14 protein-coding genes and 1 riboswitch are annotated in these 17,263 nt (G+C 62.9%); of the genes, 6 read left to right on the top strand and 8 right to left on the bottom strand.

Features of this window, described 5'->3' with window-relative positions; translation table 11 throughout:
• Positions 1-52 precede the first annotated feature (52 nt).
• The 4 genes from xylG to J2W46_RS21170 all read left to right on the top strand — a co-directional run bounded on the left by xylG (position 53) and on the right by J2W46_RS21170 (position 5,793).
• Complete coding sequence (gene xylG / locus J2W46_RS21185) at positions 53-1,612, top strand: D-xylose ABC transporter ATP-binding protein (protein ID WP_204523168.1); 1,560 nt, start codon at positions 53-55, stop codon at positions 1,610-1,612.
• On the top strand, positions 1,609-2,808 hold the full coding sequence (locus tag J2W46_RS21180; protein WP_027778052.1) for a sugar ABC transporter permease: 1,200 nt from the start codon (positions 1,609-1,611) through the stop codon (positions 2,806-2,808). Before xylG ends, J2W46_RS21180 begins: the two co-directional genes overlap by 4 nt.
• A gap of 244 nt (positions 2,809-3,052) precedes the next feature.
• On the top strand, positions 3,053-5,320 hold the full coding sequence (locus tag J2W46_RS21175; protein WP_310355889.1) for a xanthine dehydrogenase family protein molybdopterin-binding subunit: 2,268 nt from the start codon (positions 3,053-3,055) through the stop codon (positions 5,318-5,320).
• Positions 5,321-5,334: 14 nt separating this feature from the next.
• Entirely contained in the window at positions 5,335-5,793 is a 459-nt protein-coding gene (locus J2W46_RS21170; protein WP_204523166.1) for a (2Fe-2S)-binding protein, read from the top strand.
• A gap of 236 nt (positions 5,794-6,029) precedes the next feature.
• On the opposite strand, the gene J2W46_RS21165 is transcribed toward J2W46_RS21170, so the two are convergent.
• The 8 genes from J2W46_RS21165 to J2W46_RS21130 form a co-directional block, all read right to left on the bottom strand.
• Positions 6,030-7,607 (bottom strand): efflux transporter outer membrane subunit, encoded by a 1,578-nt coding sequence (locus J2W46_RS21165; RefSeq protein WP_310355888.1) that lies wholly within the window; start codon positions 7,605-7,607, stop codon positions 6,030-6,032.
• Positions 7,604-8,560, bottom strand: coding sequence for an efflux RND transporter periplasmic adaptor subunit (locus J2W46_RS21160; RefSeq protein WP_088175637.1), 957 nt, complete (start codon positions 8,558-8,560; stop codon positions 7,604-7,606). The genes J2W46_RS21165 and J2W46_RS21160 overlap by 4 nt, the downstream gene beginning before the upstream one ends.
• 7 nt (positions 8,561-8,567) lie before the next feature.
• Positions 8,568-8,777, bottom strand: coding sequence for a DUF1656 domain-containing protein (locus J2W46_RS21155; protein WP_087753126.1), 210 nt, complete (start codon positions 8,775-8,777; stop codon positions 8,568-8,570).
• Between the two features lie 33 nt (positions 8,778-8,810).
• Positions 8,811-10,913: an FUSC family protein gene (locus tag J2W46_RS21150; protein WP_087753127.1), complete on the bottom strand. Its 2,103-nt coding sequence runs from the start codon at positions 10,911-10,913 to the stop codon at positions 8,811-8,813.
• Positions 10,914-10,919: 6 nt separating this feature from the next.
• Positions 10,920-11,465: a MarR family winged helix-turn-helix transcriptional regulator gene (locus J2W46_RS21145; RefSeq protein ID WP_310355886.1), complete on the bottom strand. Its 546-nt coding sequence runs from the start codon at positions 11,463-11,465 to the stop codon at positions 10,920-10,922.
• Between the two features lie 80 nt (positions 11,466-11,545).
• Positions 11,546-13,204 carry an ATP-binding protein gene (locus tag J2W46_RS21140; RefSeq protein ID WP_310070617.1) on the bottom strand — a complete coding sequence of 553 codons (1,659 nt, stop codon included), beginning with the start codon at positions 13,202-13,204 and terminating at the stop codon, positions 11,546-11,548.
• 4 nt (positions 13,205-13,208) lie between these two features.
• The gene (locus J2W46_RS21135) at positions 13,209-14,726 is read right to left on the bottom strand and encodes an ATPase domain-containing protein (RefSeq protein WP_310355884.1); all 1,518 of its coding nucleotides are present in this window, start codon (positions 14,724-14,726) and stop codon (positions 13,209-13,211) included.
• Positions 14,727-14,919: 193 nt separating this feature from the next.
• Positions 14,920-15,510: a histidine phosphatase family protein gene (locus J2W46_RS21130; protein WP_310355882.1), complete on the bottom strand. Its 591-nt coding sequence runs from the start codon at positions 15,508-15,510 to the stop codon at positions 14,920-14,922.
• A 78-nt stretch (positions 15,511-15,588) separates the two neighbouring features.
• A riboswitch (adenosylcobalamin (AdoCbl) riboswitch) is annotated at positions 15,589-15,675 on the top strand.
• A gap of 51 nt (positions 15,676-15,726) precedes the next feature.
• Here J2W46_RS21130 and J2W46_RS21125 point away from each other — a divergent pair.
• The gene (locus tag J2W46_RS21125; RefSeq protein WP_131317972.1) at positions 15,727-15,948 is read left to right on the top strand and encodes a CbtB domain-containing protein; all 222 of its coding nucleotides are present in this window, start codon (positions 15,727-15,729) and stop codon (positions 15,946-15,948) included.
• Positions 15,949-15,959: 11 nt separating this feature from the next.
• Complete coding sequence (locus tag J2W46_RS21120; protein ID WP_310355879.1) at positions 15,960-16,748, top strand: CbtA family protein; 789 nt, start codon at positions 15,960-15,962, stop codon at positions 16,746-16,748.
• Positions 16,749-17,263: the final 515 nt, after the last annotated feature.

Below are 17,263 nucleotides of genomic sequence, written 5' to 3'. Positions count from 1 at the left end.
ACATGCAGCAGCGTATCGGCATGAACGCGCGCCCTGCAGCGAGGCATAGCGAATGACGCAACCGTTACTGACGATGCGCGGCATCGTCAAAGCGTTTTCAGGTGTGAAAGCACTCGACGGCATCGACCTGACGGTCTCGCCGGGCGAGTGCGTCGGCTTGTGCGGTGAGAACGGCGCAGGCAAATCCACGCTGATGAAAGTACTGTCCGGCGTGTATCCGCACGGTACCTGGGATGGCGAAATAACCTGGGAAGGCAAGCCGCTCAAGGCAACGAGCATACGCGACACCGAACGCGCGGGCATCATCATCATTCACCAGGAGTTGATGCTGGTGCCCGAGTTGTCGGTAGCGGAGAACATCTTTCTCGGCAATGAAATCACCCTGCCGGGCGGCCGCATGAACTACGCGGCGATGTACCAGCGCGCCGACGAATTGCTGCGCGAACTCGGCATTAGCGGAATCAACGCGGCGCAACCCGTCATGAATTATGGCGGCGGCCATCAGCAGTTGATCGAGATTGCCAAGGCGCTGAACAAGCAGGCGAAGCTGCTCATTCTCGATGAACCGTCCTCTTCGCTAACTTCGTCCGAGATTGCGATTTTGCTCGACATCGTGCGCGATCTGAAGCGGCGCGGCGTGGCCTGCGTCTACATCTCGCACAAGCTCGACGAGGTCGCTGCAGTTTGCGACACGATTAGCGTGATTCGCGACGGACGGCATGTCGCCACCGAACCAATGCACGCGCTCACCACGGACCGCATTATTTCGTTGATGGTCGGCCGCGAGATCAAGAACCTGTTTCCCCGCGAGCCGCATCCGATCGGCGAGGTCATTTTCGAAGCGCGCAACGTAACCTGTTTCGACGTAACGAATCCGCGCCGCAAGCGCGTAAGCGATGTGTCGTTCGAACTGCGGCACGGCGAGATTCTCGGCGTGGCAGGTCTGGTCGGCGCTGGTCGCACGGAATTGATGCAAGCGATCTTCGGCGCTTATCCTGGCGTGAGCGAGGCAACGGTCGTAATGGAAGGCAAGACCGTGAAGATCCGCGCGCCGATTGACGCGATTCGCGCGGGCATCGGCATGGTGCCTGAAGACCGGAAGCGGCATGGCATCGTGCCTGGTTTAAGTGTCGGCCACAACATTACGCTCGCGGTTCTGCAGCGCTTTTCTTCTGGAGGACGTATCGATTCGGCCGCCGAACTCGACACGATTCACACGGAAATGAAGCGGCTCTCCGTGCGCGCCGCGCATCCGATGTTGTCGATCGCGAGTCTCTCGGGCGGCAATCAGCAAAAGGCGGTACTCACACGAATGCTGCTGACCGACCCGAAAGTACTGATCCTCGACGAACCCACGCGCGGGGTCGATGTCGGCGCTAAATTCGAAATCTACAAACTCATCTTTCAACTGGCGCAACGCGGCATGTCGATCGTGATGGTGTCGTCCGAATTGCCGGAGGTACTCGGCATCAGCGATCGTGTGCTGGTGATCGGCGAGGGCGAGTTGCGTGGCGACTTCGTCAACGACGGCCTCACGCAGGAAGACATTCTCAGCGCCGCTATCCGTCCCGTGCAGCGAGTCCCGAACCCAACCGCAGCGAGTGCCGCATGACGCCCGACGTTACTTCACAACGCGCCGACGATACCGCGCCGCGAGGCGCATTCGGCGGCTCACAGCGTATCCAGCAACTGTTCGCGCGTTACAAGATTCTCGCGTTGCTGATCGCCGTGGCCGCGATCTGGATTTTCTTTTCGGTTCTAACGCATGGCGCCTTCGTGACGCCGCGCAATCTGTCGAACCTGCTGCGGCAAATGTCGATTACCGGCATGCTCGCATGCGGCATGGTCTTCGTGATCATTGCGGGCGAGATCGATCTGTCGGTGGGTTCGTTGCTCGGTTTGCTCGGCGGCGTGGCTGCGATACTCGACGTGAACCGCCATTGGCCGATAGGCGTTACGTTGCCGGTGGTGATGCTGCTCGGCGTGCTCGTCGGCGTTTTCAACGGATGGTGGTCCACATACCGGCGCGTACCTTCGTTCATTGTCGGCCTGGGCGGCATGCTCGCCTATCGCGGCATTCTGCTCGGCGTGACGGGCGGCTCGACCATCGCGCCGGTGTCCGACGGTTTCGTGTTCGTCGGACAAGGCTATTTGCCGACGCTTGCAGGCGACACGCTCGCCGTGGTGTTGTTCGTACTGCTCGCGTTTCTGACCCTGCGGCAGCGCCGCAATCGCGAGCGCTACCAGTTGAGCGTCGTGCCGGTCTGGCAGGACGTCGCAAAGGTGATCGGCGCAGGTGTGATCCTGGCGGGCTTCGTTGCGACGCTCGATCGTTATGGCGGCATTCCGGTGCCCGTTCTGTTGCTGCTTGCGCTACTCGGCATTTTTACGTGGATTGCCACGCAGACCGTGTTCGGACGACGCATCTACGCGGTCGGATCGAACCTCGAGGCGACGCGTCTGTCTGGCGTCAACACGAATCGCGTAAAGCTGGCTATTTTTGCGTTGATGGGCCTGATGTGCGCGTTCGCGGGGATTGTGAACACGGCGCGGCTCGCGGCAGGTTCGCCATCGGCGGGCTCGATGGGCGAACTCGACGCGATTGCGGCGTGCTTTATCGGCGGCACGTCGATGCGCGGCGGTTCCGGCACCGTGTACGGCGCGTTGATCGGCGCGCTCGTGATGGCAAGCCTCGACAACGGCATGTCGATGCTCGACGTCGACGCCTATTGGCAGATGATCGTGAAAGGCAGCATTCTCGTGCTGGCCGTCTGGATCGACGTGGTGTCGGGTTCGAACAGGCGGTGAGGTGGTTGGCTATGGGGCGGCCCCGCCCCAAGTCGCCACCGGTCACCCACAATTAATGAAGCACCCCACGACTCCCGGCCAACTCCTCGCCATGACGAAAGCCGCGAGTCGGCGCCTCCATCGCTTCATCCGACGAATTTAAGTTCGCGCCCGCTTCCCCGTCTTACTACTATTGCGGGGAACGCAGGGCGCGAAGTGGCGCCTTCACAGCTTGTTACCGGCGGCAAGCGGATAGGCAATCGTCATGAAGCGCAGAACCTTCCTTGTTGGCGGCGCGGGTGCATTCGGCGCGTTGCTGGTCGGCTGGTCTGTGCTGCCCGCGCGGCAACGCCTCACCACGGCCGCGCCGCTGCCGGTCGAGGGCACGCAAGCGGCGCTCAACGGCTGGGTCAAGATCGCGTCGGACGATACCGTCACGGTCATGATGTGCAAAGCGGAAATGGGCCAGGGCATCCATACCGGCCTCGCGATGGTCCTTGCGGAAGAACTGGACGCCGACTGGTCGCGCGTGCGAGTCGAAGACGCGCCGATCGACAACATCTACAACAGCGTGCAGAGCGTCATTGACGATCTGCCGTTTCGTCCCGATCACGACAGCATCACGAAGCGCACGATCGTCTGGTACACGCGCAAACTGATGCGCGAGGCCGGCACGATGATGACGGGCGGATCATCGAGCATTAACGACCTGTGGACACCGATGCGCGAAGCGGGCGCCTCGGCGCGCGCGATGCTGATCGCGGCTGCGGCGGCGCAATGGCACGTGCCGGCTGGCGAGTGCGTCGCGCAGGGCGGATACGTGAGTCATCCGTCGGGCCGTAAGGCGAGCTTTGGCGAGTTGTCGTCGATGGCGGCTCAGCAAGCTTTGCCCCACAAGGTCACGTTGAAAGATCCCGCCGGTTTCAAGCTGATCGGCAAGCCGCTGCCTCGTATCGAGGCCGCTTCGAAGCTGAACGGCACCGCGCGTTTCGGCATTGACGCGTTGCCCGACGGCCTGCTCTACGCGAGCGTCGTCATGTGTCCCACGCTCGGCGGCACGGTCGCGAGCTTCGACGCCGCGTCGGCGGCGAAAATGCCGGGCTGCATCAAGGCTCTCGCCTTCCCGCCGTATAACGGCGGCACCGGTGGCGTTGCCGTGATTGCAAACAACCCGTTTCGCGCGATGAACGCGGTCGACGCCATCAACGTAACGTGGAAGCACGGCGCCGCGGCATCGCTGTCGAGCGCGGAAGTTGAGCACCGCCTCGCGCTCGCACTCGACGACGGCGACGGCCACGCGTACTACCATCGCGGCGACATTAACGACGCATTGAGCCGCGCGGCCCACACCGTCAGCGCCGAATATCACGCGCCGTATCTCGCGCACGGCGCAGTCGAACCGCTCAATTGCACGGTGCAGGTCGCGGACGGCGCGGCGACCGTATGGGTGTCGACGCAAGTGCCGGCGCTCGCGCGGCATCACGTAGCCAAGGTTTTGCATATCGACGACGACAAGGTCACCGTGCATGCGCAGTTGTTGGGCGGCGCGTTCGGGCGGCGTCTCGAACTCGATTACATTGCACAGGCCGCGGTGATTGCACGCGAGGCGGACGGCCATCCCGTTCAAACGTTGTGGTCGCGCGCGCAAGACTTCACGCATGATTTCTACAGGCCGGCATGCGTTGCCCGGTTGAGGGCCGGCCTCGACAACAACGGCAAACTGATTGCGTGGCACAGCGCATCCGCGAGTCAGGCGATCGTGCCCGAAGCGCTCTCGCGCTATTACGGCGTGCCGCGCATTCCGATCGACAAAACCACTTCTGAAGGCGCATTCGATCAGCCATACGAGTGGCCCGTCGTGCGAGTGGCGCACAAGATCGTGGAATTGCCGGTGCCTGTCGGTTTCTGGCGCTCGGTCGGGCACTCGCATCAAGCCTTCTTCACCGAGAGCTTCACCGACGAACTCGCTGCCGCCGCAGGCCAGGATCCCGTGGCGTTTCGCGCTGCGCTGCTGGCGCAGCACCCGAGGCATCTGGCGGTGCTGCAGCGTGTGGCCGCGCTGTCGGACTGGCACGAGCCGTTGACCCATGCCGCCGATGGCGCGCCGCGTGCGCGCGGCGTCGCGCTTCACGAGGCGTTCGGCAGTGTGGTGGCGCAAGTCGCGGAAGTGTCGATCGGACCGCGCGGGCGAATCCGTGTGCATCGCGTGGTGTGTGTGATCGATTGCGGCTTGCCTGTGAACCCCAATCTGATTCGTCAGCAGATGGAGAGCGGAATCGTATTCGGCCTCTCCGCTGCATTGCAGGACGAGATCACGATTGTGAATGGGCAGGTGGAACAGAAGAACTTCGTCGACTTTCCGGTGGTGCGGATCAACGATTGCCCGGTAATCGAAACCGACATCATGCCGAGTCGCCTGCATCCGCAGGGTGTCGGCGAACCGGGTGTGCCGCCGGTCGCGCCAGCCGTAGCAAACGCGGTGTTCGCGCTGACCGGCAAGCGGCTGCGCACATTGCCCTTGAAGCTCACGTAACGCGGGAGACACGCATGCGATCGCTGAACATCAACGGCCGCGCGGTGGCGGTACAAGCGGAACCCGATATGCCGCTATTGTGGGTGCTGCGTTGCGAACTCGGCATGACCGGCACCAAGTTCGGCTGCGGTGTCGGCATTTGCGGGGCGTGCACGGTGCACCTCAACGACAAGTCGTGCCTGTCGTGTCAGACACCCATGTCGACCCTGAATACACAGAAGATAACGACCATTGAAGGGATGCAAGGCGCCGAAGCCCAAGCGTTAAAGGCCGCCTGGATCGATCTCGATGTGGTGCAGTGCGGCTATTGCCAGAGCGCGCAGCTGATGGCCGCCTGCGCGCTGCTGAAACAGAAGCCGCGCCCGACTGACGCCGACATCGACGCGGCAATGAGCAACATCGTATGTCGCTGTGGCACGTATCCCCGCGTGCGCGCCGCGATTCACGAAGCGGCGAAGCGCCGGCCTGTGTAATAGCCGGCGCTTCGTGGGCGATGGAGTTAGCCTGCCAGCAACTCAACCACGGCCACGACGGCCGTGAAAATGCCAATGCATCCGCCCAGTGCTGCTGCGCTTTTCATGAACGACGACATAGCTTGGCCTCGTAACGTGTTGTGGTTGGTGGCACGTATTTAACCGCAATTGAAAGGCAAAAGAAATGTCGCCAAAAATAAATCGTAAGCTTGAGCGCCGGTATTACGGCGATTGGGTCACCGGGGTTGCCTGCTGTGATCTGACGGGCGTGCCCCCGATGGTGTCGGCATATGCGGTGCCGCTGCCTGTGTCTCCTCCCAGCCGCCGCCGAGAGCAAGGAACAGATTGACCTGGTCGATGGCCACCTGACCTTCCGCGACCGCCACCTGAGATCTCGTCGACGTTAGCGTGCGGGTGGCGTCCAGATCGGAGATGAACGACTCGCGGCCCGCGCGATAGAGCCGATGCGTTTCGTCAGCGGATTGCGTCGCCGACTGCAGCGCGGCGCGCAATGCGTCAGCGCGAGCGTAGTCGGAGGCATAGGTGGCGAGGCTCGTTTCGGTTTCGCGCAATGCGGTCAGCACGACGCCGTCGAAGCGCGCGAGCGCGACCTGACTCGACGCCTGCGCTTCGCGTACGCGGCCACGCGCACCGTTCGCCGGGAACGTCCAGCTGATCAGCGGACCGAAACCCCAGCGCGCGGTCGGCGAGGTGCCGAGGTCTTCCAGAACGCCCGTCACACCCGCCGATGCGCCGATGCTCACCGTCGGGTACAGCGCGCCGGTGGCGACGCCAATGCGCGCCGTGGATGCCGCTAGCTGACGCTCGGCCTCGCGCACATCGGGTCGACGCTTGAGCAGCGCTGCGCCGTCGCCCACCGGAATCGGCTGACGGATCTGCGGCAGCTTTTCGCAAGCGAGAACCGCGGGCGGCAGGTCCGACGGCGCACGCGCGAGCAAAGCCGCGAGCCGGTACTGCGCAATCTTGCGGCGCGCGGTGTAGCGCGGAATATCCGCGAACAACGTATCCACCTGCGTCTGGCCGCGCGTGACTTCTGTTTGATTGCCACGGCCGGCATCGCGCAGACGGCGCGATACATCCACGCGTTGTCTCTGCAATGCGAGCGACTGCTGCGCGATTTCCAGTTCCTCGGCCGCCGAACATTGTTCGACGTAGGCGCGCACCACGTCGGCGACCACCGTGATTCGCGCGAGATCGGCCGCTGCCTGCACGGCCTCGGTGTCGGCTTGCGCCGCTTCCACGCCGCGCCGAAGCTTGCCGAACAGATCGATTTCGTACGCAACGCTGATGCCGATGTCGCCTTCATTCACGACCGGCAGTTTTTCAGTCAGCAAGTATTTTTCGGCCGATTCCTGCGCGCGTTCGATCACCGCCGAGGCGTTGCCGGAAAACCCGCCCTGCGCCTGCGCGACGCCTAGCGCCTCGCGCGAGCGCGCGAGATTGGCGGCGGCCACGCGCAAGTCGGTGTTCGATTGAAGCGCTTCGTCGACGAGACCGTTCAGCACGGGATCGTCGTACAGTTTCCACCACACAGCCGGCACGTTGCCGCGTGAGGTGAGCGTTGCGTCCGCGCCCTCGATCTGCGCATTCGCGAGCGGCGCGTTGACGAGTGCGTCTTTCGGCAGCGAGTAGTTGGGGCCGACGTTCATGCAGCCATTGAGCGCCGCCGTCAAAGGCAGCAGCGGCAGTAATGGCAACAGCGGCAACAGCGGCAACAGCCGCAGTTGTCGTTGCAATTGCGGTCGCGGCAGCCCGAGCGAACGCAGAAACGGCACGGTGCGCGACAGTTTCATTGCGAGGCGCCCGAAGTGGCCGCGGCACTCGCAGGCGTTGCGGCGGATGCGCTCGACGCTCCCGTGACATGCGAAGCGCGCGCATTCGCCAGGTCGCGCACCGACACGGTAGCAGTACGCCCGGCGATCATGCGGAAGTCTGCGGGCACTTCATCGAGCGCGACGCGCACCGGAATGCGCTGCGCGAGACGTACCCAACTGAAGGCGGGATTCACGTTCGGCAGCAGATTGGAGCCTTGCGTGCGGTCGCGATCTTCAATGCCCGCGACGATGCTTTGCACGTGGCCGCGCAGCAAATTCGGCTCGCCCATCACGTTGATGTCAACCGGCTGGCCGATGTCGATACCGCCCAACTTGGTTTCCTCGAAGTAGCCGTCGACACGAAACGAATGCATATCGACAACCGAGACCACCGCCCGCCCGGCGGCAACGAATTCGCCGGCACGCGGCGCGCGGTCGTTCAGGTAACCGTCCACCGGGCTCATGATCGTCGCGCGTTGCAGGTTCAGTTTTGCGGTGTCGATTGCGACGTTCGCGTCCGCGAGCGCCGCTTCCGCCTGGTCCACGCGCGAGCGGCTTTCTTCCGCGACTTCGGCGGCGACCAGATTGCCGAGTTTGCGATTGCGCACGTCCTCGCGGCGCGCCTGATCGAGCGTGGCGCGGCGTTGCTGCGCGGTGGCCTGGGCCTGACGAAGCGCGAGCGTGTAACGCGCCTGGTCGATGACGAACAGCACCTGCCCTTGCCTGACCTGCTGGTTGTCCACCACTTGAACCGATGAGATCAGCCCCGACACGTCCGGCGCGACCTGGATCACGTCGGCGCGCACGTGCCCGTCGCGGGTCCACGGCGCGAACATGTAGTAGTCGACCAGCTTCCACAGCACGAGTGCCGCGGCCACGACGACGATCAGGGTCAGCACGATCTGACCGACGGAGAACCAGGTTTTTTTCACGTTGATTTCACGAAACGAGTCTGTGCGAAACGACGACGACAAGGCCCAGCACCAGCACATAGATGCCGAGGTCGAAAATGGAGCGATGCCACACGTAGCGGTAAAAGCCGACGCGCGCGAGCGCCGTGCGAATGGCGAGGTTGATCAGATAGGCGACCAGCATCAGCACGAGCACGGCCGGCACGAACACGCCGAAGATATCTATTTCACCGATCATCGCGGGAAGGGAGCAGAGTGTTGAGCGGCGGCATTACGCGTTCGCCTCAGTTGCGGGCGGCGTGGGTGTTTGCAGCGTGGCTGGAAATAGCGAAAGACGCAAGCCGACAAGCGCATGAAGCGCTTCGCGCAGATGACGTGCCGAAGCCTGCGAGTTCGCGCCCGGCGCGCCGGCATTGGCGAGCCCTTGTGCAATGACGCGCGCTACAGCCGAATCGATCGACGACATCAGGCTGTCCGGCACCGGTTCACGCGAGCGACGGTTCACGCAGTTTTCATAATAGGCGCGCACGCCGTCGAGCGCGCGGTCGATCGCAGCGGGCGCTTCGCCGCCGAGCTTGCGCGTAAGACGTCGCAGATCGAGTGCATTGAACGCAATGCGCAGGTCGCGAAAGCTTTCGATGGAAGGATGACGATGGTCGTCGGTCGCCGCAAGCCGCGGGATCAATTGCATCAAACGGTCGAGCATGCGGGCCGCGTGATTGCGCGGGTCTTCAATTGTCCGCGTGGACGCGGTTAACGCAACGTCGGTCCAGCTCGAACGCAACAGGCGCGCTGCCGCAAGTTCCGCGCCGAACGGGCGCGTGACCCGTGTCCACAGATACGCATAAAGCAGCCCCGCGAGGCCCGCGAAATTGCTGTTCAGGAAGGTCAGAAAGTTGGCGTCGTACGCGTCCTGAATGCTGATGAACGTGGCGGTGTTCACGGCGACGAGCACCGTGGCCAGGTTGAACTGCGGGCGCGGAATCAGCGTGCCCACGAGAATGAACGGCGCGGCGAAGAGAACCACCAGCATCGGAAAGTCATGCACGTGCGGCAGTACCGCGAACAGATAGACGCCTGCCGCCACCACGGCGATAGCCGTAGCGACGAAAAAGCGGAAGACCATTGGCGCGGGTTCGTCGAGCGCGGCAAAAAAGCAGCAGGCTACCGCGGCAAGTGTCACGGCGCTGGCGCCGTCTGCCCAACCCGATTCGATCCACAGACTGCACGCGAGAATGACAGCCGCGGCTGCCGAGCCGGTGGAGAACAACATCATGCCGCGATCGTAGAAGCGCTCGGTGCCACCGAGCCGCCAATGACGAAAACGAGGCCGCCATGAGCCCTCTTCACGCGTGATGATGATGCGCAGCGAGCGGCAGTCCTGCCATACGTCGATGACCTGCCTCATGCGCCATAACGCATTCGACAGCAATGCGCCGTCCCATGTCGCGAGCGCGGCGGGCGGCGGCTGCATCGCTGCAATGCGCTCACGCAGCGCATCTGCGGCGGCGTCCGGATGATAGCCCGCGCTGGCTGCAGGCAGAGGCGCGTTGAACCACTTGATGACGTCGGCGAGCAGCGCCTCGAGCCCGTCCGGCCACTTGTGACTGCCACTGTTGTACAGCGCGAGCAGCGGATCGGCGAGCGACGACATGATCGGCAGCAGCAATTGCATGCGTCCGCGAAGTTCCTGCGCGCGCGTGAGAATGTCGGGGCGTGTGTGGTCGTAGGCCAGTTGGCTCAACAGCAATTCCAGGCCATTGATGGTGGTCGCGAGCCGCTGCCGCGCGGCGGAAATCGCCGTGCCCGCGATGCGGCCCGACAGCGTTTCGGTCGCGTAGAACGCGGCGTCGCGAAACCAGGCGTCGGTCCGTTCGATGATGGTCGGCGCGAGCCGGCTCGGAAACAGCACGCTGCCCACGATGCTCGCGCAGACGATGCCGAGAGTGATCTCTTCTGTGCGGCTAACGGCAAGATCGAACACGCCGGCCGGATTCGTGACCGCGGGCAGCGCGATGATCGGCATCGTATAACTCGCGAGCAGGAACACGTAGCTGCGCGCGGTCCGGTCCGATACGGCGAGATAGAGCAGGGTGCCGACCCATAGCGCGAGAATCACGCTGAACAGATACGGAGATTCGACGAAGGGCGGCACGAGCAGTACAGCCGCCGACGCGCCGAGCGCGGTGCCGAGCGCGCGATAGATCGCCTTGGAACGCGTTGCGCCGACGAACGGATTCGACACGATATAGACGGTCGCCATTGCCCAGTAGGGCCGTGGTAACTGGAGCGCCAGGCCGATGTACAGCGCGATCATCGCGGCGGCAAACGTCTTGACCGAGAACAGCCAGTCGCGAACGGAGGGGTAGATCATGACGCGTTACGCCGATCTGCTGACGTTGCGTGGCGCAGTTGTGCGGCTGGGGCGGCTTGTATTTTTGGCCGGGCTCGCGGACCGCGTCGCCTTTGCGGCACTGGCGCTTTCGGACTCTTCCGCGGAATCGGCTGTGAACGCGGCAAGCACGCGCAAGGTTGCTTCGAGATCGCTGCGTGAAACGCCCTTGAGCGCCTGCGCGCGCAGTGTGACCAGTTCTTCTTCCATTTTCTCGGTCACCGCGCGGCCCGCTTTTGTCAGCACCACCGTTTTGGCGCGGCGGTCTTCGGGATCTTCGTCGCGACGCATCAGGCCCGCAGCACACAGTTGGTCCAGCAGGCGCACGAGCGAAGGTCCTTCGATGCCGATGTAATCGGCCAGCGTGACCTGACGAACTGCCTCGCCGAGCCGGCTCGCGGTGAGCAGCGGCGTGGCGCAGGCCTCGGAGACGTTGAACGCGGACAGCACGCCATGACTCGTGCGCCGCCACTTTCTGGCAGCGATCACGAGTGTGCTGCTCACTTTGCGGCGTAAGGCGTCGAGATTCGTCATGGCCGGTATTGTATTTCCAAAACAATCGTTAGCAAACTATCGAATTGGAATTTTTAGCGGCGCATGGCGACGCACGAGCGTCACGCGACCAGTCCGAGTCTGATCGTCCTCGCGAGATCGTCGAGCTGAAAAGGTTTGCGCAGTACCGTGCAGCGTTCTACCGCAAGACCGGAAATGTCGATGTCGGCATAACCGGTTGCGAGAATCACCGGCAAATCGCTGCGCATCTTGCGCGCCTCGGCGATCACGTCAATGCCGTTCATGCCCGGCATCGCGAAGTCGACCATCAGCAGGTCGGGGTTGTCGTCCTGCAGGCGGTTGAGTCCGGCTCGCCCGTCAGCGGCTTCCGTCACGTGGTAGCCGAGCATTTTCAGCGACTCGACGAGCATGGCGCGTACTTCGCTGTCGTCTTCGATCACCAGCACGCGCTTTTCGCCCACGGCGTTCGCTTCGATATTGGACGCCTCCGCAGCCTGCGGCGCGACGGGGTCGCGTAGCGGCAACCACACCTCGACCGTCGTACCGGCGCCTTCTTCGCTGAAGAGTCTCGCGGTGCCGCCTGCTTGCCGCGCGATGCCGTACACCTGGCTGAGGCCCAGTCCCGTCCCTTTGCCGATCGGCTTAGTCGTGAAGAACGGATCGAACACGCGCGACACGATGTCGGGCGGTATGCCCGAGCCGGTATCGGTGACTTCGATCACGACATAGCGGCCTTCGGCAAGCGTCTGATCAGGCGCTGTGCGCTGCTTCACGCGGACACTGAGCTGGCCGCCGCCGGGCATTGCGTCGCGCGCGTTGATTGCGAGGTTGAGCACGGCCAGTTCCAGCTGATTGGCGTCGGCCTGCGTCCACATCTCGTCGCTTTCGAAGTCGTTGCTGTAGCTGATACCCGATCCCAGCGACACGGTGATGATGTCGCGCATGCCTTGCAGCAACGCGACGACGTCGACGGCCTTGAGGTCGAGGTTGCTATTGCGCGAGAACGTCAGCAACTGGCCGGTCAATTTCGCGCCGCGTTCGGTTGCGCGCTTGACCGTGGCCGCCATACCGCGAATGCGCTCGTCACTGCTCACCCGGGAGATCAGTTCCGAGTTGACCATGATGACGTTCAGCAGATTGTTGAAGTCGTGTGCGATGCCGCCGGTGAGTTGCCCGAGCGCTTCCATCTTCTGCGATTGCACGAGCACGGCCTGCACTTTTGCGCGCTCGTGAATCTCCATCATCAGGCGGTTGTTGGCTGAAGCAAGCTCATGCGTACGTTCGGCGATGCGGCCTTCGAGCGAGTCGTTCAGTTGCACCAGCGCTTCCTGCGCTTCGATCCGCTCAGCCAGATGGCGGCGCGATTCATATTGCCGCGCACGGGCGCGCAGCGCCGAGGCCACCGCGCGGCGCAGCGTCTCGGAGTTCAGCGGACGTTCCAGCACGACCACGTTGCCCAGGCGCTCCAGCACTTCGATCCCGCGCGCAGAGCGATGCCCCACGCGCGTGGCCGCAAGCAGAATGAACGGAAAGTCGGACCACGCCGGCTGCTGCTCCAGCCAACGGAATAGACGCGTTGCATGCTCGCCGGCGAGCGCTTCTTCAGCGATGAGCGCGCTACCCGCGCCGGCGTCGAGCGCCTCGGTGAGGGCGTCCGCGTCGCGGCACGGCACGCATAGACGTTGATCCTTGTGCAGGACTTCGGCAATAACATCGGCGTCGCGGCCAAAAGGCGCGAGAATCAGGACCCGTTGCTCCATGACGTTACTGCCGCGACGTGTCGATGACACGCTCCGTCGAGCCAAGTAGCGCCGTGGTGCCGCGATAAGACGGCAAACCGGAAAGCACGCCTTCGAAGTCGCGCAGCGCTTCACCCACTTCGACGCCGCGGCTCGTGAGCCGGAACTGGCGGATCGAGCGTTCATGGGCGTTAGCGCGGCTCTTTACGGCCGTCACGGCGGTCAGCACTTCGCCGTGGTGTTCGAAATAGCGGAACAGAATGACAACGTCGCTCAGGTAGCTGATATCGATATCGCTTTGAACCTCGCCGATAATCCCGTGCTGTCCCAGCACGAGCATCGTCATGACGCCTTGCTGGTTCAGATACCCGAGCAGTTCGTGCATCTGCAACAGCAGATAGCGCTCACCGGGCATTGCTTGCAGGTAAGCGTTGAGACTGTCGATCGCGACATATTTCACGCCTCTTTTCTCGACGGAGGTGCGAACGTCGCTCGCGAACTCGCCGGGCGAGATCTCGGCGGGATCGATCTGACGCAGCGTCAATAGTCCGTTGTCGACATAGGGCTGCAAATTCATGCCGACCGTGGCACAGCGCGCGACAAGGGTGACCAGCGTTTCGTCGAAGACATAGTAGACGCAGCGTTCGCCGCGTTCGAGAGCCGCAATCAGGCACGAAACCACGGTGGTGGTTTTGCCGACACCCGAAGGGCCGATCAGGAGCGCGTTGGTGCCAGGTATCAGTCCGCCGCCCAGCAGCGCGTCGAGGCCTCCAGTGCCCGTGCTCACCACATGTGTATCGAATTTGGCGTGGTGCTCGGCCGCGACGAGGCGCGGATAGACATGGATGCCGCCGGTGTCGAGCGTGAAGTCGTGGTATCCCTCGCGGAACTTGATGCCGCGCATCTTGGCAATGCGCAGGCGCCGGCGATTGCCGCCGTAGTCGTGCACGACGTTGTCGAGCGCGATCACGCCGTGAGCGATGCTGTGCAATTGCACGTCGCCCGGGTCGGACGTATTGTCGTCGAGCAGCAGGACCGTGCATGCGCGCGTGGCGAAATAGCGTTTCAACGCGAGGATTTGCCGCCGGTAGCGCAGTGCGTTCTGCGACAGCAGGCGCAACTCGGAAAGACTGTCGAGCACGATCCGCACAGGCTTGATCTCGTCGACTTGCTGGATGACGTTTCGCACCGTTTCGCCGAGTTCGACCTCGGCCGGATGCAGCACCGTCTGCTCGAATTGCGGATCCAGACCTTCGTCGGAGACCAGTTCCAGGATATGGAACTGGCTCAAATTCCAGCCGTGGCTGTCAGCTACCGAGATCAGTTCTGAACGCGTCTCGGACAGCGTAATGTACAGACCTGCCTGACCTTCCTCAGCGCCCTGAAGTAAAAATTGCAACGCCAGGGTGGTTTTACCCGTTCCCGGCGCGCCCTCCACCAGGTACATGCGGTGCGGGGTGAGGCCGCCTCCCAGGATGTTATCGATTCCCTCGATTCCTGAGCAAAGGCGGGTAGGCTTGTGAGTGGCAGCGTCTTTTGACATAGCGTGGTTATAGCATCGAATAATTGGCCTGGTCCGTCAGCCGGTATCGCCAGAATGCAAGTTGCATGCCTATTGCGAAAAGACCTTGGTTGGCGCGTGTGCGGCGGCGGAGAAGCGTGATCAGCGCCGTGTAAGTTCGTGTGGGCGACGCGGCTGTCGGTATCGGACGAATAGACCTGTTGTTCCGGCAAAGTCACGACGACGTCGGCCGCCATGTCCAGCCTCGTCGTTGCGAGCGCTGCAGTTCGACGACCGCGAGCGGCGGGATTTCAATGCGCGAAAATGTCGCTGTCGAGGCGCCCAACACATGGACGATCGCCGCGCGGACCAGCGGCGCATGCGTCACGGCGACCACATCGTGGACAGCGTGCGACGCGCCATCCGGCGCGACGTCTATTGCATCGAGCCATTCGCCGATCCGCTTCACGACCTGACTGAACGATTCGCCGCCGTGAGGAGCGGCGTCGGGATCGTGCGTCCAGGCTGCCAGTGCGTCTGGCGCGTGCGCGGCGAGATCGTTGAGCCGTTGGCCGCGCCACTGGCTGTAGTCGACATCCGAGAGCGCGGCGTCCACCTTTGCAGCGAGACCGAGCGCCAAGGCCGTTTCGCGCGCGCAGGCGGCGGGGCTGACGAATGCGCTTGCATCATCGGCAAACGACAGTCGCGCTCGCGCTGCTTGCGCCTCGCCGAGGCCGCGAGCGTCGAGCGGATCGTCGGCGGGAAAGCGGCCCGCGCGCATGGCCGCGGTCGGCGCATGGCTGACCAGTAACAGCCGCAGCTTCATTTTTGAGTTCCCGTCAATATGCGCTCGTGTCGCTGTGTGATAGCTGGCGCGGAAGTTTAGCGCGTAGAATAGCCGCACTGCGAAGCGCGGAAGCCGGTGAAAGCCCGGCGCGGTCGCGCCACTGTAATCGGCATCACAAGCCGAAAGCCAGACCTGAGCTTCGCATCATTCCTCTGCAATCGACTACGGGGCGCGCTACCCCAGGAGATGTCCATCATGACTGAAGCTGTTTTCGATACCGCCGGCCAGCCCGCCATTCAGCCCACGCCGATTCCGTTGCGTGAACTGCTGCCTTGGGCCGTGTTCGGAGGATTGCTGCTGTTGCTCGCGCTGTATTTCGTCGGTGCGGAACAGGGCGCCACGTCCTTAGTGCCTGGCATGTACGTGCATGAGTTCGTGCACGACGGCCGCCATCTGCTCGGCTTTCCCTGCCACTAACGGAGCAGAACATGGTCGGTAAGTTGTTGTTGCGCGGGATGCTTGCAGGCATCGCCGCGGGGCTGCTCACGTTCGCGTTTGCGCGAGTGGCGGGCGAGCCGCAGGTCAATCAGGCGATTGCCTTCGAAGAGAAAGCCGGGGACGGAGCCGGCGCAATGCATGAGCATGAGCACGCCGGTGCGGGTGCGGACGCGCACGAGCAAGCGCATGAGCAGGAGTTGGTCAGTCGCGATACGCAAGCCGGATTGGGATTGCTCACCGGCGTAGTGACCTACGGCGCGGCATTCGGCGGACTGTTCTCTCTGGTGTTTGCCTATGCGTACGGGCGAGTGGGGGCGATGAGCGCACGTGCGTTGTCGGCGTGGCTTGCCCTCGGCGCTTTCGTCGCACTGGTGATCGTTCCCAACATCAAGTATCCGGCGAACCCGCCAGCGGTCGGCGACCCGGAGACGATCGGAACGCGCACAGGCCTGTTTTTTCTGATGATCGCCATCTCGCTGACCGCGATGGTTTTTTCGCTGAAGGTCCGGCGCCGCGCGGCGATGAAACTTGGCGCATGGAACGGCTCGATCGTGGCCGGACTTGTGTTCATCGCCATCATTGCCGCGGTGCAGATGTCGATGCCCGTGATCGACGAAACCCCGGCCGGTTTTCCCGCGGCGCTGCTGTGGAAGTTCCGTGTGGCTGCACTCGGCATGCAGGCGATCATGTGGGCGACGATCGGGCTACTGTTCGGCGCGATCGTCGAGCGGAGTTCGTTCATGCGTGTCGGGAATCGCACAGCGGCTCGGTCGGCTTGAGGTCTTCTGGCGGCTTGCGCTGAGCGGCTGGCTGCGTGAGTGGTTAAGGCTGTGGGTGTTGAGCGCGCGCGGTGGTATGACACGGGCTGGGAAATCATAGGTGCGTTTTTGGCCCTGTCATAGGTGACTGTGTGCGTATCTCTGCACTGCGGCGAGTCACCTTTTTGCTCTTCACGGAGTGGGCCTATCGAGCCTCTATCTGCACTACGTGTGCAGTGCGGGTGTGCGGTCGGTTGTCCAATTCTCTGTGGCGTCTGCCTTCCCCCGATAGTTACTGTGCCCGCCTCGAGCGGGCTTTTTTTCGTGCCTTTCCTATCTTGCGGACGATCTGGTTCTGTCCAACGTCAGTCAATCCGTTAGCTGGTTATGCGTAAGACCTATCCCGATTTTGTTTTACAAAACTGCGACAGTTTCCATCTGTACGCCGGTCGGGATCGATTTAATAATGCAGAGGCCCGAGCCCTCACTGGAAAAGGGGGGCCTCGTCGAGACATTTAGTAGGATTCCAAAATGTA

The organism is Paraburkholderia strydomiana, assembly GCF_031456815.1.
GTDB classification, from domain to species: domain Bacteria; phylum Pseudomonadota; class Gammaproteobacteria; order Burkholderiales; family Burkholderiaceae; genus Paraburkholderia; species Paraburkholderia caledonica.
This window is presented reverse-complemented; position numbering and strand designations above follow the sequence as displayed.